Raw genomic sequence first — 21351 nt, 5'->3', positions numbered from 1 at the left:
ATCAAATCTGTAAGTATTGTATTTTATAATAAGATGGTAATTGATTTTAAGAAATAGATACTAAAAAAAAATAAAAATAAATAAAAATAAATATTGACATAAAATACATATGTAGTTAAAACTTATATCTCATGGGTTACATATATTTTTATGTTGCTTTGTTGATTGACAAGTAAGCAAAAAGATTAATAAAATGGTAAGGTTGATGGTAATTAATCATCAATCTGATTCAATTTAGCTAAAAGTATAAATTTAAGAATGCAGTTTTAGTACTGCATATACAGCAAATGAGTAAATAACAAAGAGCATTTGATGGATGCCTTGGCGTTAAGAGGCGATGAAAGACGTGGTAGGCTGCGATAAGCTGCGGGGAATTGTCAGACGAATTTTGATCCGCAGATTTCTGAATGGGGAAACCCAATCAATTTATTGATTATTGTATACTGAATTCATAGGTGTACAAGGCAAACCTAGTGAACTGAAATATCTAAGTAGCTAGAGGAAAGGAAATCAAAATGAGACTCCGTTAGTAGTGACGAGCGAATGCGGACCAGGCCAGTGATTTATAATTAAAAATTAGAATACTTTGGAAAGAGTAGCCATAGATGGTGATAGCCCAGTATAAGTAAAAATGTTATAGATCCTTGAGTAGGGCGGGACACGTGAAATCCTGTTTGAAGATGGGGGGACCATCCTCCAAGCCTAAGTACTCCTTAACGACCGATAGTGAACAAGTACCGTGAGGGAAAGGTGAAAAGAACCCCGGGAGGGGAGTGAAATAGACCCTGAAATCAAATGCTTACAAACAGTTGGAGCCTTATATCTATTTTGAGAGCAATCTTAAAATATGTATTAGGGTGACAGCGTACCTTTTGCATAATGGGTCAGCGAGTTAATCTATTAAGCAAGCTTAAGCCGTTAGGTGTAGGCACAGCGAAAGCGAGTCTGAATAGGGCGTTTAGTTTAATGGATTAGACCCGAAACCAAGTGATCTAACCATGGCCAGGTTGAAGATGTAGTAAAGTACATTGGAGGACCGAACCTGTTACTGTTGCAATAGTATTGGATGAGTTGTGGTTAGGGGTGAAAGGCCAATCAAACTTGGAAATAGCTGGTTCTCCGCGAAATCTATTGAGGTAGAGCGTTGTACTATATACTTTTGGGGGTAGAGCACTGAATGGACTAGGGAGACTCATCCTCTTACCAAATCCAATCAAACTCCGAATACCAATAAGTAGTTATACAGCAGACACACTATGGGTGCTAAGTCCGTGGTGGAAAGGGAAACAGCCCAGATCGCCGTCTAAGGTCCCGAAATTGTGGCTAAGTGTGGAAGGAAGTGAGAAGACCAATACAGCTAGTAGGTTGGCTTAGAAGCAGCCATCCTTTAAAGAAAGCGTAACAGCTCACTTGTCTAAACAAGTCTTCTTGCGCCGAAGATGTAACGGGGCTCAAGCCATATACCGAAGACGCGAATTCCTAATGTAAATTAGGTCTGGTAGCGGAGCGTTTTGTAAGCCTGTGAAGGTGATCCGTGAGGGTTGCTGGAGGTATCAAAAGTGAGAATGCTGACATGAGTAGCGTGAAAGAGTGTGAAAGCCACTCTCGCCGAAAACCTAAGGTTTCCTGTGTTAAGTCAATCTGCGCAGGGTTAGTCGGATCCTAAGGCGAGGCCGTAAAGGAGTAGTCGATGGAAATCAGGTTAATATTCCTGAACCTTTTAAGCGTGACGGATTTTGTGTTAGTATAAGCCTTATTGGATTGGCTTATGCTTTAAAAAAATCCCAGGAAATAGCGCTTAAATTTATAAGTCCGTACCGTAAACCGACACTGGTAGGTGGGTAGAGTATACTAAGGCGATTGAGAAAACGATGTTGAAGGAACTCGGCAAATTACACCTGTAACTTAGGGAGAAGGGTGGCCTGTGCGTGGGCAACCATGTGTAGGTGGCACAAAATAGGGGGTAGCGACTGTTTACTAAAAACACAGGACTCTGCAAACACGTAAGTGGAAGTATAGGGTCTGACGCCTGCCCGGTGCTGGAAGGTTAACATGAGGGGTGCAAGCTCCAATTCGAAGCCCCAGTAAACGGCGGCCGTAAAACTGACGGTCCTAAGGTAGCGAAATTCCTTGTCGGGTAAGTTCCGACCCGCACGAATGGCGTAACGATTTCCCCACTGTCTCCAACATCGACTCAGCGAAATTGAATTCCCCGTGCTGATGCGGGGTACCCGCGGGTAGACGAAGAGACCCCGTGCACCTTTACTATAGCTTTACATTGATATTAGAAATGTGATGTGCAGGATAAGTGGGAAACTTTGAAGCTAGGGCGCCAGCTTTAGTGGAGTTGTCCTTGAGATACCACTCTTCACATGTTTGATATCTAACTATGCTCCATGAACTGGGGTTAGGACATTGTATGGTGGGTAGTTTGACTGGGGCGGTCGCCTCCTAAAGAGTAACGGAGGCGTGCGATGGTAAGCTAGAGCTGGTCAGAAATCAGCTTTTATAGTACAATGGCATAAGCTTGCCTGACTGCGAGGTCGACAGACCGAGCAGAGACGAAAGTCGGTCATAGTGATCCGGTGATTCCGAGTGGAAGGGTCATCGCTCAACGGATAAAAGGTACGCCGGGGATAACAGGCTTATGGTGTCTAAGAGTTCATATCGACGACACCGTTTGGCACCTCGATGTCGACTCATCACATCCTGGGGCTGAAGTAGGTCCCAAGGGTTCGGCTGTTCGCCGATTAAAGTGATACGTGAGTTGGGTTTAGAACGTCGTGAGACAGTTCGGTTTCTATCTTCCGTGGGCGTTTGGAAATTTGAGAGGATCTGACTCTAGTACGAGAGGACCGAGTTGGACATACCTCTGGTGTACCAGTTGTTGTGCCAACAGCATAGCTGGGTAGCTAAGTATGGATAGGATAATTACTGAAAGCATCTAAGTAAGAAACCTTCCTTGAGATTAGATTTCCCCATTAGGGCCGTGAGAGACTATCACGTTGATAGGCTGGGTGTGTAAGTATGGTAACATATGTAGCTAACCAGTACTAATAGCCCGATTGATTTACTTAATTTGTAATTATATGTAGTATTAAAACTGCAGCTTGTCTTTTTGCTTATTTTGTTTTATAGTTTAATTGGGTTGGTGGTAATAGCAGAAGTGATACACCCAGCTACATTTCGAACCTGGAAGTTAAGCCTTCTAGCGCTTATGGTACTTTGTCTTAAGGCACGGGAGAGTAGGTCGCTGCCACCCTTATTAAGCTATAATTTTTTTTATTGTAGCTTCCAGTATTTTCTTTGGTTAATATTTTTCTTTTTTGTGTAGAGTTGCTTGTTTCTTGTTATTATGCATTTGAGAGTATGTTTTTTCATTTTCTTCTTAATTGACGTTTTTAAGTATAGTGGATAAGTATTTTGTAGGTATCACTGATAATAAAGAGAATATTTAAATAATAAATTTTATTATAACATTATTATACAACGCGTAATTTGATATAGAAGCAATAACTCTATATAAATCTGTGTTACTTAAGAATTTGTTGTATATTTATTAAATGAGTTTTAGCTATATCAGTAGTTACTAAGTGTAATCATTAATGGATGTTATCAATCGTAATACTTAGAGTCTTATGTGTTTTTCTTATAAGTATATCTTGGATATTTCATATATAATAGTTTTTATGATGTGGGTAGTCTTTTTGCAGTAGCTAAGTCTTTTGTTATTTAATAATAATTAGGTAATTTTAAAGTATAGTAGAAATGTGATGGTGAATAAACCATGAGATTACACATGAAAACAATAATTATTTTTAAAAAAGTAAAATGTGTATAGGTACATACTTTTGATTTTGTTATTTTTTAATTATATTTTACCATGATTTAGAAAGTATCTAATGTAGTAATCTCTTATTGTTAATTATTAAAAGTTATTCATAATAAACTGTAGTAATTTTATATATCTATGTATTGATTTGCAGTGAGTAAAACTTACTAGTAATGGTATGTTATAATTTGTATAATATTTTATTATTTTTAATAGTTATTGTATATAACCTTTGTATAAAGGTATGTTTATCAGTTGTTAAGTACAAAGGTTATGAGAAATAATAAATTTTTGAATTTGTTACTTTAACCTTCAATATTAGTATATAAAAAAAGAAGTATACATTAGTGTTTTTCCTATATCTAGTATTTCTGATAATTATAGACTAATAGTATTTTAGTTATTAGTTTAATCTATCCTGAGCAAGAATATCAAGTTGTTTATAATATTATATATTAGTAAACATGATTACTATTATAATGGTAAGTTTATCTTAATTAATGTTGGATTTTTGTACGAATGCTATAAATTTATAAAAAAATCTTGCTGTAGCTTTAGTTTATTAACTGTGCTTGTTTATGTAGCATAATTATAAATGTGATATCAATTTACAATTTTCCAAATATTAAAATACTATACTTATTAAGGAGAAGCATAGTCTTTGTGATACAAGTAGTGTGTGTGATTATCAGTTTATTCTTGCCGTGATACGTTTGATTCACTTTGTTTGATTTAGTAGTGATCTCTCAAATTAATAGGTGTAGTATATAAAACACTTGCTAAATTATAAAGGTGTTATTTTCAAATGAAGTACAAGTAATCACTAAAAATTTTATGTAAAAATGATTTAATTTACTAGAAAAGTTATTTTGAAATTAGCTGATATTATTGTTTGATATATTTTATAAAGATAAGATACGATAAATCCTAAAGGATAGTAATTTGATTTTGAATAGAAGAAATAGATGAAGATATGTATATGTGATATTACAAAGTTTGAAGTTGTTAACTTATTTATTATTATATAATAGACTTTGAAATATATTTTTAATATGTATTATTAAATCTTCTGTATGGATTATTAAATGTGCAATTAAGTACTGGAAAATTAATTATAAAATATTGTATTAATTATTTATGTGTATAGAGAAGGAATAAGAAAAGTCTATTTTTACTGGTTAATTTATTCAAGGAAGGATTATTGTTAAACTAATAATATTATATATTTATTACTATATAATAGACTTTGAAATATATTTTTAATATGTATTATTAAATCTTCTGTATAGATTATTAAATGTGCAATTAAGTACTGGAAAATCATAATTATAAAATTGTATTAATTATTTATGTGTATAGAGAAGGAATAAGAAAAGTCTATTTTTACTGGTTAATTTATTCAAGGAAGGATTATTGTTAAACTAATAATATTATATTTATTTTCTTATATGGATTTTTAGAGATGAGAATAAGATATAACTTATTTAATCTTAGTAATGATTTATGATTAGTTTTTTACTAATAGCATATTTCAAAGAATATTATATGAAATTAATAATGTCATAGTTGATAATTGTGTTTTTATTGTTTTGTGTAGATGATAAGAAATTTAAATAATGTAATTTGCTAATAAAGATTATGATTACAGTAACTAACTTAAGATAGAGAAATATTTGGTTATCTCGTTACTAATTTCTTTATTTATAATATACTTTTGAGCATGCAGTTTAAGTGGAATGTTATGTGTGTATATGCGCATTAATGCATAACTTTAATTATAAAGGAGTAAGTTAGTATCTTGAATATGTTAATTTATTGATCGAATACATTAATTGAAATTATCAAAATAACATATTTGTTATGTAGATGTCTTACATATAGTTATAAAAATATAATTAAGCAATAGGGTCATAGTTTGATACTTCTTGAGTAATGATTACATCGTGAACATGACTTTCACGTAGTCCAGCTGATGTAATACTAGTAAATTTGCAATTTTTCTTCATATCACATATATTTCGATTACCCGTATATCCCATTGCAGATCTTAACCCACCAATTAACTGGTGTATTACTCCAGAGATTGGACCTTTCAAAGGTACTCTCCCTTCTATACCTTCTGGAATAAATTTATGATTGCTATCTTGAAAATATCGACTTGCTGATCCACGTTTCATTGCACCAAGAGATCCCATACCTCTGTATGACTTATATGCGCGTCCATTATATATCATAATTTCTCCTGGGCTTTCATCTGTACCAGCAAAAATAGAACCTATCATTACAACATCTGCTCCTGCTGCTATAGATTTTGCTATATCACCAGAATATTTTATACCTCCATCTGCAATAATTCTTATTTTTTTGTTCCTACATGCATTGACTACATTTCTTATTGCAGAAAATTGTGGTACACCAACACCAGTAACAATACGGGTTGTACAAATTGATCCTGGACCGATACCAACTTTTATTGCATCTACACCTGCTTCAATTAATGCTAATGCTCCCTCTCCTGTTGCTACATTACCTCCAATTACTTGGGCATGTGGAAAAAGTGTTTTTATTTCTTTTACTGTTGTTAACACCCTTTCAGAATGTCCATGTGCTGTATCGACTATGATTATATCTGCATCTTCTGCAAGTAGTGCTTCAGCTCTTTCAATTCCATCTGTTTTTCCTGTACCTACTGCTGCTGCTACTCTTAATCTTGCACAATTGTCTTTGCATGAGTTTGGAAATTGATTGAATTTCTCTATATCCTTAACTGTAATCAGCCCAACACAACAGTAGTTATTGTCTACAACAATTAGTCTTTCTTTCCTATATTTCTGCAATAACTTTATTGCATCACAGCGTTCTATACCTTCTGGAACTGTAATTAGGTGATCTTTAGTCATAATGTCTGCTACTTTGCAGTCTTTGTTTTCAACAAACCTTACATCACGATTTGTTAATATTCCTACTAAACGCTTACCATTTTCTGTTTCTGTAACTACTGGTATTCCAGAGTAACTGTATTTTTTCATAATTGATAAAGCGACTGCTAAGCTATCTTCAGGAGACACTGCAATTGGGTTATATACTATCCAACTTTCGTGTTTTTTTACTTTTCTTACTTCAAGTAACTGTTGATCTGTAGAAAAATTTTTATGTATACATCCTATACCACCATGTTGTGCTAATGCTATAGCTAAATTTGCTTCTGTAACTGTGTCCATTGCTGCAGAAATGATAGGAATTTTAAGTTCTATCTCTTCTGTTATGTATGTTGTCACATTTGTGTCAGCAGGTAATACATCTGATGCTGATGGTACAATTAGTATATCATCAAAAGCATAAGAAAGTTCCACTTTTTTCCTATAAAAGGTTCCTCATAAAGTATATTAATTTTTTATTGTTCGTGCAATAATATTGCTGGATATTATCTATTATTGCTAAAAAACTAGAGTATAGATGCTTGTGTTCTAAATGTATGCTTTTATTTAAGTAGCTATCTAATGATTAAGCTATTAATTTTTTATATTATTGGAGTTTTATTACTAGAGCAACTTACTATGATAATTTTGCTTATAAAATTATATATTTTTCCCATATATGATAAGGTGTATTATGATTGCATTAATTGTTTTTATAATTAATATTATTTGATGATTTGTTAGAAATATTGAATAAAAAATGATATTTCCTAAAATTGTTGTTGTAATTAAGTAGCCGTCTAATAATTAATCTGTTATTTTTTACATTATTAAAGTGTTATCATAAAGAAACTTACTATAATATAGTTTACTTATGAAATATATACTTTTTTCTGTATGGAAGGTTTATTATAAATTATATGAATTTTTCTTATTATTCATAAAATGATATTATAAGATGTTGTTTTATTAGGCGAGTTATGTGTAAAATGGAGAAATGGTTATTTAAATTAATGTTATTGTAATTACGTAACTACCTAAATAATTAATCTGTTATTTTTATATTGTTAAAGTTTTATCATAAAGAAACTTACTATAATAATTTTACTTATGAAATATATACTTTTTTTTTTTTTTTTTTTTTGTATGGAAGGTTCATTATAAATTATATTAATTTTTCTTATTATTCATAAAATGATATTATAAGGTGTTGTTTTATTAGGTGAGTTATGTGTAAAATGGAGAAATGGTTATTTAAATTAATGTTATTGTAATTACGTAACTACCTAAATAATTAATCTGTTATTTTTTACATTGTTAAAGTGTTATCATAAAGAAACTTACTATAATATATTTTACTTATGAAATATATACTTTTTTCTGTATGGAAGGTTCATTATAAATTATATTAATTTTTCTTATTATTCATAAAATGATATTATAAGGTGTTGTTTTATTAGGTGAGTTATGTGTAAAATGGAGAAATGGTTATTTAAATTAATATTATTATAATTACGTGACTACCTAAATAATTAATCTGTTATTTTTATATTGTTAAAGTTTTATCATGATAAAACTACCGATTAGTAGTTTTTATCTTATAAGTTTCTGTTTTTTCTTATAAAAAGTTTCCTAAAATGTATTAGTTACTTTTATTCATCATGCTATATAGCTATATATTATGTCTGTAATCTAGATTACAGAGTTCTTCTGATATTTATATTCTTTTAGGTAGACTAGTTAGTTGTAGACTTTGTAATAGTTAGTGATGTTTAATGAAAAAATTGCTCATTAATAATTCTTTCTTCTAGTTTATGTCCTTCATCAAATAGCAATGTAATGATTACATTACTATCCTTTTTTATTTTGATGTTTTTAATGTTATAAAAATTTGTATAGTCTGCAACTGCTGATACAGATCGTACTGTTGGATTAATTACATCTATTTCGATTGTTATAGAATCTGTTAATATAGCTCCACGCCAACGTCTAGGACGGAATGAGTTAATTGCAGTTAAGGCAATTACATTAGAGTTTAAGGGTAATATAGATCCTCCAGCAGAGAAGTTATAAGCTGTACTACCAGCTGGTGTTGAAACTAAAATGCCATCAGATACTAGTTTTTCCATTACTAACTTGTCGTTAATTTTTATTTGTAAATTTGTAGCTTGATGAGTACTACGAAATAAAGATACTTCATTTATAGCTGTACTCTCATGTTTGTGTTGATATATATCGGTTGCTACCATATTTAATGTTGCTAGTTGTGTCGGTACAGCCTTATTAATACGATCTATGAGGTTATATTCTGAATACTGATTCAGTAGAAACCCAACAGTACCATAATTAATACCGTATACTGGAATATTGCGCTGCTTGTTAATTACATAGCTATGCAAACTATGAAGTAATAACCCATCCCCTCCTATTACTACAAGTAAATCGATAGGTAAATCATTGTTCTCTTTAACATTTATTAAGTGATAACGCTTTTCCATCATAAGAGCTATATCTTTATCAAAAGCATCAGTAAAAATATACCCAATGTTTTGATAATTGCTCATATTGATAATAAATAAACTTATAAATCTAAATCACCAAATTTGCTTAGAAACTTTGCAGCCTTACTATTTTTTTTGCTAGTTGCTCTTAAGCTTGGATTCCATGCAGGGTGATTAAAACAATCACTTTCTAAGTGAATCCTTATCATCTCGTCTTTTTTGCCAAGAGTGGATTTCATTACTCTTTCTTCTCCATTAGTAAACACAGTGAGAATATCGTAAGTTTCTGGATGTATTCCCTTTCTCATTCCTGAACCTTTATATTATAAAAATGCTTAAAAACTACTACTTCTAGCATTTATGTATGCAATCTGTCAATGATATTATTTATCATAGTATAAATTCATTTTGACTAATTAATAATAACGGAGTACTATAATAAAGAACAATAACCAAAATGCTTTAAATAGATGATTTTGATGTTTCCTGGGCAAGGGTCTCAATTTGTATCTATGGGAAAAAACATATACGATAACTTTGCTGTTGCGCGATATGTTTTCCATGAGGTGGATGATATCCTTAACAAAAAGTTATCTAAGATAATGTTTGAAGGTTCAATTGAAGAATTAACCTCAACAGATAATGCTCAGCTAGCCCTTATGGTAGCTTCTATTGCTACATTGCGTGCTATAGAATATGTACTAGGGACTCCGCTACATTTATTTAGGCAGATAAAGTATATGGCTGGACATTCCTTGGGGGAATGTGTAGCACTATGTGCATCTGGGGCATTGACGTTATTTGAAGTGACGCAACTCTTACTTGTAAGAAGTCAGGCTATGTATGATGCAGTCCCTTTGGGATACGGGGGAATGTATGCGTTAGTAGGTGGTACCTTAGAAGATGTGGAGAAGGTAGTAGCAGCTGCTCAAGAATATGGAATATGTGAAATAGCAAATGATAATTGTGAAGGGCAGGTTGTAGTTAGTGGTGTAAATGAAGTACTCCAACAACTACCTGATTTAATTAAGGGTACTAATATAAAAAAAGCTATAAAATTACAGGTAAGTGGGCCTTTTCACTCATCACTTATGAGTTCTGCCTGTGATAAGCTACAACAGTTTGTTGAAGGTATTGAAATAAAAATGCCATTAGTAGACATCGTATCGAATGTATCTGCACGAGAGTATACTGATTGTTTAATGATCAAGAATCTAATAGCTAAACAAGTAATTAGTAAAGTACGATGGCGTGAGAGCATCTTATATATGATAAAACAAGGATGTACAAACTTTGTTGAGGTTGGACCTGGTACAGTGTTGTCAAGTTTAATGAAGAGAATTCATACAGGTGTCACTACAGTTAGTATTAATACTGCTGATTCTATAGATCTATTAATGCGACATCTTGCAGCGGATTGTGTTGGGGCATAAATTTCTGGCTGATATAAAGATTTACTTCTGTTAATCTGGATTTATCTAAGTTACATCTCTGTTTTTTTTATGCACTTTTGGGTTACTGTGGTTCATATATTTAGTAATAATATACTTTAGTATGTATCATACTTAATGCTCAAATTTTCTAAAGTGTATTTATTAAGTGATATGTACAACTTTGTTTTATCTTTATTGAATGTGTGTTTTGTATTAGGTTATAGGAATTTATTATGTTTATTACTTTTGAAGGGATAGATGGTTCAGGTAAAACCACGCAATCAAGATTACTAACAGAGTATTTATCAGGGGTATATGGTGTAGATAATGTTATATTGACTAGAGAACCTGGTGGTACTTTTTTTAATGAGTCAGTACGTAATTTATTGTTTAGTACTAAAAATCTAGATAAGTTATCTGAACTGCTTTTCTTTATTGCAATGCGTAGAGAACATTTTATGAAAGTAATTAAACCTGCATTAACTCAACAAAAAATAGTGATTTGTGATAGGTTTATTGATTCTACAATTGCATATCAAGGTTATGGTCACGGTATTGATTGTAAGTTGATTGAAGAGTTGAATGATTTAGTAGTTGATATTTATCCGAATATTACATTTGTTCTTGATTCTGATATTAACCAGTCTGTTGCTAGATCTAATAAGAATGGATATGAATTTCTTGATTTGGAGTTTTATGCTAGGGTTAGAGATGGATTTCGTGATATTGTAAAAAGAAATCAATACCGTTGTTATCTAATTACCAATGTAGATGCAACGAAAAATATTAATGAGATAAGTGCTATATATTTAAAAACGATAAAAATATTGCACGCATTGTGAAATGAATATAGCATCTATGGTTTATTTTTTAGTAATTTATAAATGGAGGTTATTTTGAGTAGGAAATTTTTTATATGGTCTTTAGTTTCACTGTTTTATGCATATCAGTATGTATTAAGGGTTATGCCAAATGCCATTTCTTCTATATGTATAGTAAAATTTAATATTAGTAATATAGCATTTGGTCAATTTTTAGGTTTGTACTACATTGGGTATACTCTAGCACATATTCCTATAGGTTTCTTTTTAGATAAATATGGGCCTAAGGTAATATTATCGGTATGTGCTGTTTTAACTGTTGCTGGGTTAATTCCTTTGATAATATCAGATGTTTGGTTGTTTGTGCAAATTGGAAGAATAGTTAGTGGAATAGGATCTGCTGGTGCTGCTTTAGGTATTTTTAAAATTGCTAGTATGTACTATAACGAAAAATTTGCAAAGATGGTAGGTTTTTCTATTATTATAGGATTATTGGGTGCTATGTATGGTGGACTTCCAGTTCTGTCTTTATTAGATAAATTTGGATGGGAACATTTATTTATTGGATTTATTGGCATAGGGCTTGTATTAGCATTATTATTATATATATTTATTCTTCCATATAATAGTTCTTCTAATGAGTCAGGTGACGTTTGTAAGAAGCTTAAATTAGTATTATTGAATAAATATACTATAATTATAAGCTTGCTTGCTGGGTTTATGATAGGACCGTTAGAGGGTTTTGCTGATGGTTGGGCTTCATCTTTCTTAAGAACAATAAGTAATATAAGCCAAGAATCAGCAGCTTTATTACCATCGATGATATTTTTTGGTGTATGCTTTGGTGCGTTTGGATTACCATACATGTTAGAAAAATCATTTGATGGTTATAATCTCCTCATTTTATCTGCTGTAGCTATGTTGGGTGCTTTTGTATTGATGTTTATTGCTAGTTCTAGTGTGGTATTGGTGTTGATATCGTTTTTTATCTTAGGTTTCTTTTCTGCATATCAGATTATAGCTACTGATGAGATATTGCGTCATGTTGACAGTAATGTAGTAGCACTAACTAGTGCTGTTAACAATATGATAGTTATGGGTTTTGGTTATGTCTTTCATACTGCGATATCTTATGTGTTAGATCTATCATGGGATGGAAAAATTGTTGATTCTGTTCCAGTGTATGATAAGACGCTAATGCTAAATGCTATGTTATGTATACCTTGTGGATTATTAATAGGATTAGTAGGTTTTACATACTTAAAATATAAAAATAAAAAGTATGTAAACTAATACTATAATAAAAAACATATATCTACTTAAAGTAGATATATGTTTTTTATAACTCTTTACATTTTTTAATATAAGCTAGATCGATTGTTTTATTAAAGGTACAGGTTATGTACAAATTAAAATGTATTTTTCTTTATGTATGATCTGATAAGGTATGAAGAATTAAGATTTTTCTTCTTGAGGTTATTATAAAGTCATTGATCAAGCAATTTTTCTATCATTTATTTTTATAAGACTGCATAGTATATTATTTTAATATTGTTTGACTAATCTAACTGAGTGACAAATAATAACATACATTATCTCAATGATGTTATTGTTTGTAATATGTGTGCTAGTTTAATGGTTTTAGTAAGTAGGATTATATCAAAATGTTAAATCATTTGATGAGTTATTCTGATATAACATTTATTTGGAGTATTATTCATAATTGTTAGACAGTATAAGTATTTTTTATCGGTTAATATCAGTATACCTTATGATAATAGAGAAGAGTTAGCATTTACTGTAATAACTTACTGATACTACATTACATGTTCAAGAACTAAGCTTATCTGGATATATACCCCTATGATATATAATTTTGTTATAACACGGAAATATCTTAGTTTCCTTACAAATAAAATAACAATATTTTAAAGGTAACCCTATACAGGTTGAATAGAACTAAGGTACCATTTTTTACTTGTAAGAAGTGACATATCTTTTTTAAATGTCCAGACATCTTCAATCTTGTTAATTTTTGATGTGCTACCTTGTAAAATATTTCCTTCTTGATCTTTTACGAAGTTTATCTGTTCACTGATAAACTTTACCGTAATATGTGCAATGTTTCCTGATAGTTTTAATTTAGTTATTTTATGGTGTATTATGGATACAATGACGTCTTCATACACTTGACCAAGATTTTTGCGATATTCTATCTCTGTTAGGAATGAATTGTATAGATCCTTATCAAGTAATGAGCATAGAATTTGTGTATTTCCTTCATTAAAAGCTTTGATAATAATATCAAATGCTTTCATTGATCCATCCATGAAGTATTTTAAGGAAAATTCTCGGTCTTTCCTTTTTATAGTACTCATTATGGATTTGTCGTTGTCATCACAGGATTCCATTACTGACTCTATATCAATGTCAGTGTAGTCATGGTTATTATCTTCTTGTATTAAAATACTTACAGGCTGGGAATGGTTGTTTGGTTGTAATCCTGAAGTTCTTCCAAGAGAGTTATATAGACGAAAAAAAATGAATGCTGCTACAAATGCGTATATTGCTAATTCAACCATATTATCCTAATTTTTATTGACAAAAGTGCATACTGTGTATACTTAACTAATATTATATCTTAGTGTACGTTAATCAATAATTAATTACATTATTTTTACTTTGGAGCTTATGTAGTATGTCATATAAATTAGACGTTAAAGCACAATATATTAAAGATCTTTCATTTGAGAATCCAAATTCTCCACAAATTTTTGTGATGATGAGTAAAGCTACACCTGAAATTAATATTTCTGTTAATGTCAGTTCTATAAGTCTTCCTGTTAAGACAGATGATCAAAAAAGTGGTACTGAAAATCTGTCTTCTTTGTATGAAGTTACATTGCAAGTTAATGCAGAAGCTCGTATACAAAACACTGTGGCATTTATTTGTGAAATTAAATATTGTGGTGTATTTTCTATTAAAAGTGATGCTGAAAATAATGAAATTGATTTAAGTCACCAAGAAGTAAAAGATATGTTACTAGTGGCTGCTCCAAGTATTTTATTCCCATTTGTTAGAGAGCTAATTGCTAGGGCTACTTCTTCAAGTGGATTTCCACCTCTTATGCTTGATATAGTTGATTTTAGAACTATGTATGAGAATCAACTTAAACAAGGTGTTGGGCAAAACGATAATGATAATTCTGTAGATAATGTTTAAAGCTGGCTTAGTAAGTCTTATTTATAGAGGATTTTAACTATATGGGTTTTTTGTGTTATGAAGTTTTTTATAATAGGTAATCTACTCTGTATTATGATTGCAGTATTTTCTTTTAATAGTGCATTTTGTACTAATGCTAGTGATCAACAAAACCCACATCAGTTTTATTCCGATACTTTAGTTAAAATTAGTGATGATATTTCTGCTAAAGAGTTATTGACGTTATTACCTAATGATCGTTATTTAGGTAATACAAAAGCTCCAGTAGTTATAATAGAATATGCTTCATTTTCATGTATGCATTGTGCACATTTTGCACTGAATGTATTTCCAGTATTAGAACATAAGTATATTAAGGAAGGTAAGTTATTGTACATTTTTCGGAATTTCCCTTTAGATTATATATCTCTAAAGGCTGCAATGCTAGGTACATGCTATGATACTGCTAATAGCTTCTTTACATATAATAAAGCTGTATTCAGCTCCATTGAAGCATTAGTAACTAACTATAGGGATCTAGGAGTGTTATCCAATATTGCAAAAATTAGTAATATCAGTGAGGAAAGATTTAACAAATGTGTTAATGATGAAGATATTATGAACTATATTATTCAAGAAAAATTTATTGCAAATAAGAAGTTACAAGTGAATGCTACTCCTGTATTTTTTATTAATGGAAAGAAGTATGATAAGGCACATGATGTAGAAAGCTTTTCTGAAGCTATCAATGAGCTTATTATGTTACATCCTAATTATTCATTAGCTAATAACAATGCACCTTAAGTTTGTATTGTACTACAATATGGTATATTCACTATTTTTATAAATTACGCAGCAAATGGTTTGTAGGTTTTTTAATGCTTATATTTTTTATATATTAGAATAATTTCTGCGATTTACAGGTTGGTTTTATTGTTGTATTGCTTCTGTTAAAGCTTATTATAAGCTGAGCAGTTTTACTTTGTTTATAGTTAAGTGTGTATAGTAATCATGAATACTATGGGTTTTTCTCAGTTTTATATTCTACAATGTATTTAGTATATCATGTATTTTAAAGCAGTATGTTATTTTAGAAATTTAAATTTTTTATCTTTGCATATTATATAGGTTTTAGTGTTATTTTTCAGTTTCTTAAGTTAATATGTGTATTTGTGATGTATTTGAAATACTAACACTTATGATACTTGAGTAATATCTAAAATTTATCATTTTAGAGTTTTTCTTAAATAATTAATGATCTTGTTATTTATATATTGTATTACAAGGTTTGCACAGTTTTAAAAAATTATGGATTATATCTGTATAACTCTATTTCATTTCTCGTACAAATAGAATATAGGCTTTTTGTTTGTGATTTCTGTATTTTATATATGTTACAGAATAATGTTACATAGTTGTAGTTAGATGATTCAATGAGACATTTTGTATTATTAGGTGCTATTTTTATATATAAAAATTATATATAAGTGTAAGAAAATTGAATATCAATTTGTTCTGTTACTATAATATTATTTTATTATTATTTAATCACTACTATGTAATGAAATAATATTTTTAATAATGATATTTTAGGTTTTCTAATCATTATGTGGGGGAGGTAATATTAGATTGCTATTTTGTGAATCATTCATATTATCAGAAAGCTATTTTGATATACAGAACGTTTAAAATCTGTTCTTGTAATATAGGATCTTAATTTATTTATGGATTATGCTAGTGTTTTTTGTTACTGCAATATTTGCTAATGCAATGAGGAATATCTTCAATTAATAATGGCTTTAGGTTTTCTGAATAACCACATGGTAGTGTTGAATAACCCTGTAATTGAAATTTTTCTAATGTAGAAAAATTGTTGTATTGTTATTAGACACTATACTTTATATATGAAACATTTGACATATATCATTATAGGAAGGTAATGTTTCAATTTGTCCTATTGCTGCTAGTGTTATTTTATTATTACTGCGTAGTAATCTACTAATACAATTAAGAATGTCTTCCATAGTAATTTCTGAAATTTTCTTAAGTAGTTCTTCTTTTGTAATATAACGATTATAATGAGAATAATAGTATCCTAGAGATTCTGCACGTGCAGTTGTACTTTCTCTTGACATTAATATTTCGGATGTTAATTTATCTTTTGCCCTTATTACTTCATTTTCTTCTAAATTAATATAAATACCTTGTACTTCTGCAGCTATTGCATCTAGTAATTGTGGGAGATTATTTTTATCTGTTGCTGTATATATTGAGAAAATACCATTATCACTGTAGCTTGAATTAAAAGATGAAATACTATAAACTAGCCCTAGTTGTTCTCTAATCTTTTGAAAAAGACGTGATGACATACCATTACCTAGTATTGAGTCAAGGATCTGTATTACATAAAATTGATCATCTTTATATGAAGAACTAGGAAAGCCTATAACTATGTGTACCTGTTCTAAATCCCGTTCTTCTCTGTACTCACCACTAATGTAAACAGACTTATTTGTTTCTTGTGGTGTTGATTTCTTTATTTGAGAAAAATATTGGGTTGCTAAATCTATTACTTCATTATGTGTTATGTTACCAGCTACTGATAGTAACATGTTACCAGCGTGGTAATGTTCTTGCATATATGTATGTAAGTTTTCTTTAGAGAGATTACTAACTGATTCTGGTGTTCCTAAAATAGATTTGCCAAATACCTGATTGGGGTAAGCAGCTTCTATATATTTATCAAAAATGATACTGGTAGGGGAGTCATTGGTTTGATATATCTCCTGTAAAACTACGCCTTTTTCTCTATCTATTTCTTCTTGTGGAAACTGTGAATTTAATATTATATCAGCAAGTACTTCTATGGCTATTTTGATATCTCGTTTTAATATTTTGACATGGTATACTGTGTGTTCTCTATCTGTATGTGCATTAAAATTGCCTCCGATATTGTCAAAAATCTGTGCTATGTCAAGTGCTGTACGAGTTTTAGTACCTTTAAAAGCCATGTGTTCTAGAAAGTGAGAAATACCGGCTATATTTGTGTTCTCATGCCTACTTCCAACATTAACCCAAATATTAATGGATACAGATTCAACATAAGGCATAGTATCAGTTATTATGGTAAAACTGTTACTTAATTGTGTAATATTTGGCAACATAGCTTCGCTAAAAAAATGAATGTGCTAAGTTTATATTTTGAATGATATAACTGCAACAAATATATGAGATATATTTAAAGAATTATATTTTTAATTATGTTGTGTTGATGAAGATTAATGTATATCTTAATTTTTATTCTGAGAATTTATCTTGTGATTATATAATCATATTTTGTTACATGTAAGTATAAAAAGTATATAGGGATAATATTGTTACATGTATTTATATGATAATGTGGCAATATTATTGATTATATGATTGAAAGATTTAATTGTATCATTCCAACCAAAGGTTTCTTTTGTGATTAGTAATTAGTATTCTGTTGAGAGAATGAATAGGTGGTAGAGTGTGTATATATTTGCATGGGTATCATAAATAAGCTATATGTACTTGTACAAGATCTTATAAGTATTTATTATCAAAATACATATACATTAGCATTAACAGTGTTAGATATTTGAAATTAGCTGTAATATAAGTTATAAGTTAATACTAGAATTTGAAAAACGATAATATAGGGTTTCTTATATCTAATATTCTTAATCATTTTTATAGTATTTAATTTAAAACTTAATGAGATCAAAGGAGTTGTGTTTTATATATTTCATAATTTGTTGTGTGTAAAATAGAGGAACATGGGTTTTAATCCTATTGTGAGAGTATATGGTTTGTAATTTTTTTTAATTAATCAATAATTTTAATATTATCATTAAGTTAAGATTTACTTAGTTACATAATTAGTGATAGAAATTTTTATTATATGATTTTGAGTGTAATAATGTTGTGTCTCAATACAAGATATATTAATCTAGTGTAATAGCTAAGTAGTTGTGAATAAATTAGCTATTTGTTTTTATCATCGTGTTAGTTAAGTTGTGAAGAAGAGATTTAGTCTCAATAGTCTTGAGGTTGTGTGTTTTATTCATTTACAGCTGTTGTTATATTCTATCGCTGATAATTATCTACATGGTAATTTTCAAACTGTTGTTAAAGTTGTTATTATGGTCAAATAATTACAAGTTTTATGTAACATACTAATTATTTTATCTATAATACTTGCTTTATATATGTATTATATGTTGTATAATTTGTTAAAATAGCCTTGGGTTTAAGATTTGTAATGTTGATTATGATCTTGTGAGTTTGTAAAAAAAGTGATAAAAATAACTGCTTAAATTTTGTTAATAATAAGTAATATCACTGTTAATTGATTAAGGGTTTGCTTTGCGTAAAAAGATTAAGAAAGTATTAATTTCTGGTAAAAGTGTTTGGCCAATAATAGAAGGTGGTAAAGGTATTGGTGTAAGTGACGGTAGAACGGCAGGTGCTTTTGCTGCTGCATCTGCTGTTGGTACATTTTCTGGTGCATGTGCTAAATTCTTAGATCAAAATGGAGAGTATGTGCCTCTAATATATCGTGGTAAAACTAGATTAGAACGTCATGATGAATTGATAAGCTATAGTATTGATGCAGCAGTGAGTCAGGCTAAAGTAGCACATGATATATCTGCTGGTTTGGGTAGAATACATATGAATATATTGTGGGAAATGGGTGGTGCACAGAGAATTCTTCATGGTGTTCTTGAAAAGGCTAAAGGATTAATTCATGGTATTACTTGTGGTGCTGGCATGCCATATAAGTTGGCGGAAATAGCTTCTCAATATCAAGTGTATTACTATCCTATTGTTTCATCTGCTAGAGCATTTAAAATTCTGTGGCAGAGATCTTATCAGAAGTTTTCTAAAATACTTCTTGGTGGTGTTGTGTATGAAGATCCTTGGTTAGCTGGGGGGCACAATGGTCTTAGTAATAGTGAGTCACCTGACAATCCTCAAATGCCTTTTGAGAGGGTTGCAGCAATTCGTGAGTATATGAATGAGGTTGGATTGTCAGATGTTACATTAATTATGGCAGGGGGTGTATGGCATTTAAAGGATTGGGAATCGTGGTTTGACAATAGCTTGATTGGTCCTATAGCATTTCAATTTGGAACAAGACCTTTATTAACACAGGAAAGTCCTATATCTGCTGCTTGGAAAAAAAAATTAATGTCCTTAAAACCTGGAGATGTATTTTTAAATAAATTTAGTCCTACTGGGTTTTATTCTTCTGCCGTTAGAAATGAGTTTATTAAGGAATTACAAGAACGTAATGCACGTCAAATTGCATTTGAAGAACAAATCAGTGAAAGATGCAGTGCTGAATTGACTATTGGTAGTAGGGGAAGAAAGGTATACGTGCATCCAGATGATAAAAAATTATCAGAACTTTGGATATCTATGGGTTATACTGATACTTTAAAGACTCCGGATAATACCCTAGTGTTTGTTACTCAAAGTAAATCGAAAAGCATTAGAGAAGACCAGATCAATTGTATGGGATGTTTAAGTCACTGTAGGTTTAGTAATTGGAAGGACCATGGGGATTATAATACTGGTATCAAACCAGATGTTCGTAGTTTTTGTATTCAAAAAACATTACAAAATATTATTGCTGGAGTGGATCATGAGTATGAACTCATGTTTTCTGGACACAATGCTTATAAATTTGTAGAAGATGAGTTCTATAAGGATGGTTATATACCGACAGTTAGAGAACTTGTTGACAGGATTTTAACCGGATATTAGTGAGAGTTTTTGTACAAGATAGAGTGAGCTTTGTTGTTTATACTTTACAAAATAAATTAGTAATGTAATTTTTCACGTTTACATTGTATCAATACAATATGATGTGAAATTGCATATTACCTAAATGTACATTAATGCTATACTTTAAAGTAAAAATGATTGCTATAATTTTGTGTTGTATTGATATAATTTTTCTATATGTTTTGCAATTATATCTACTTCTATATTAACTTTGTCTGTTACTTTGCTGTATTGAAAAATAGTGTTTTCCCAGGTATGTGGTATAATGTTTACAGAAAATGTATTATTAGAGGTAGTATTTACAGTCAACGATACTCCATCTATAGCTATTGATCCTTTTGTGACAATATATTTTAGTAATGGTTGCTGTGTTTGAAAAACTATGTTGTGTGAACTATTTATTTTAGTAATTGATATAATAGTTCCTATACCATCTACATGTCCTTGTACAAAATGTCCATCTAATCGATCATTGATTTTTAATGATAATTCTAAGTTAATATTTGTTCCTTTTTTCCAATATATAGTATTGGTTACAGACAATGTGGATTGTGAAATATCAGCTGAAAAATACTCACTATGTAATTGTGCTACACTTAAACATATACCAGAACATGCTACTGAACTACCTAATTGTACTTTACTTAAGAAATTTACATTGTATGGTCTGATAAAAACTCTTATATCACGTTCTTGAATGTGATCTACATGAACAATAGTTCCTATATCTTCTATAATGCCTTTAAACATTTTTCGTATATTACTTATAGAAAAGGCTAGTCTATGTAATTAGCTGAAAATGTCAAATCTTTTTTATAATATTGTTGAAC

At 30.3% G+C, this 21351-nt stretch carries 12 protein-coding genes and 2 rRNA genes; 8 read left to right on the top strand and 6 right to left on the bottom strand.

Annotated features, from left to right (window positions below; all coding sequences use genetic code 11):
• The first annotated feature begins 289 nt into the window (after positions 1–289).
• Positions 290–3078, top strand: a 23S ribosomal RNA gene (locus ERUM_RS04055).
• 69 nt (positions 3079–3147) lie between these two features.
• Positions 3148–3262, top strand: a 5S ribosomal RNA gene (gene rrf / locus ERUM_RS04050).
• Between the two features lie 2465 nt (positions 3263–5727).
• Here the strand turns inward: rrf and guaB are convergent.
• The 3 genes from guaB to rpmE all read right to left on the bottom strand — a co-directional run bounded on the left by guaB (position 5728) and on the right by rpmE (position 9559).
• Positions 5728–7185: an IMP dehydrogenase gene (gene guaB / locus ERUM_RS04045; protein ID WP_011155428.1), complete on the bottom strand. Its 1458-nt coding sequence runs from the start codon at positions 7183–7185 to the stop codon at positions 5728–5730.
• A 1337-nt stretch (positions 7186–8522) separates the two neighbouring features.
• A complete protein-coding gene (locus ERUM_RS04040) occupies positions 8523–9314 on the bottom strand; it encodes an NAD kinase (protein WP_011155427.1) in 792 nt (263 codons plus the stop codon).
• 17 nt (positions 9315–9331) lie between these two features.
• Positions 9332–9559, bottom strand: a complete 228-nt coding sequence (gene rpmE, locus ERUM_RS04035) for a 50S ribosomal protein L31 (RefSeq protein ID WP_011155426.1) — start codon at positions 9557–9559, stop codon at positions 9332–9334.
• 162 nt (positions 9560–9721) lie between these two features.
• Between rpmE and ERUM_RS04030 the strand changes: the two genes are divergently transcribed.
• From ERUM_RS04030 to ERUM_RS04020, 3 genes are all read left to right on the top strand, one after another.
• Positions 9722–10684 carry an ACP S-malonyltransferase gene (locus ERUM_RS04030; protein ID WP_011155425.1) on the top strand — a complete coding sequence of 321 codons (963 nt, stop codon included), beginning with the start codon at positions 9722–9724 and terminating at the stop codon, positions 10682–10684.
• A gap of 233 nt (positions 10685–10917) precedes the next feature.
• A complete protein-coding gene (gene tmk, locus ERUM_RS04025; protein ID WP_011155424.1) occupies positions 10918–11526 on the top strand; it encodes a dTMP kinase in 609 nt (202 codons plus the stop codon).
• Between the two features lie 54 nt (positions 11527–11580).
• On the top strand, positions 11581–12798 hold the full coding sequence (locus ERUM_RS04020; protein ID WP_231837209.1) for an MFS transporter: 1218 nt from the start codon (positions 11581–11583) through the stop codon (positions 12796–12798).
• A 647-nt stretch (positions 12799–13445) separates the two neighbouring features.
• Here ERUM_RS04020 and ERUM_RS04015 read toward each other — a convergent pair.
• Positions 13446–14087, bottom strand: a complete 642-nt coding sequence (locus ERUM_RS04015) for a Tim44/TimA family putative adaptor protein (RefSeq protein ID WP_011155422.1) — start codon at positions 14085–14087, stop codon at positions 13446–13448.
• Positions 14088–14203: 116 nt separating this feature from the next.
• On the opposite strand from ERUM_RS04015, the gene secB reads away from it, so the two are divergent.
• Both secB and ERUM_RS04005 read left to right on the top strand, forming a co-directional pair.
• Complete coding sequence (secB, locus tag ERUM_RS04010) at positions 14204–14728, top strand: protein-export chaperone SecB (RefSeq protein WP_011155421.1); 525 nt, start codon at positions 14204–14206, stop codon at positions 14726–14728.
• Positions 14729–14785: 57 nt separating this feature from the next.
• Complete coding sequence (locus ERUM_RS04005; protein WP_011155420.1) at positions 14786–15511, top strand: DsbA family protein; 726 nt, start codon at positions 14786–14788, stop codon at positions 15509–15511.
• Between the two features lie 1094 nt (positions 15512–16605).
• Here the strand turns inward: ERUM_RS04005 and ERUM_RS04000 are convergent.
• The gene (locus tag ERUM_RS04000) at positions 16606–17871 is read right to left on the bottom strand and encodes a M16 family metallopeptidase (RefSeq protein ID WP_011155419.1); all 1266 of its coding nucleotides are present in this window, start codon (positions 17869–17871) and stop codon (positions 16606–16608) included.
• A 1225-nt stretch (positions 17872–19096) separates the two neighbouring features.
• Here ERUM_RS04000 and ERUM_RS03995 point away from each other — a divergent pair.
• Positions 19097–20500: an NAD(P)H-dependent flavin oxidoreductase gene (locus ERUM_RS03995; RefSeq protein WP_011155418.1), complete on the top strand. Its 1404-nt coding sequence runs from the start codon at positions 19097–19099 to the stop codon at positions 20498–20500.
• Between the two features lie 162 nt (positions 20501–20662).
• Here ERUM_RS03995 and ERUM_RS03990 read toward each other — a convergent pair whose 3' ends face one another.
• Positions 20663–21271: a riboflavin synthase gene (locus tag ERUM_RS03990; protein ID WP_011155417.1), complete on the bottom strand. Its 609-nt coding sequence runs from the start codon at positions 21269–21271 to the stop codon at positions 20663–20665.
• Positions 21272–21351 lie beyond the last annotated feature (80 nt).

Origin of the sequence: Ehrlichia ruminantium str. Welgevonden, assembly GCF_000026005.1 — a bacterium.
GTDB lineage: Bacteria > Pseudomonadota > Alphaproteobacteria > Rickettsiales > Anaplasmataceae > Ehrlichia > Ehrlichia ruminantium.
The sequence above is the reverse complement of the archived record's forward strand: the minus strand, read 5'-3'. Positions and strand labels throughout refer to the sequence as shown.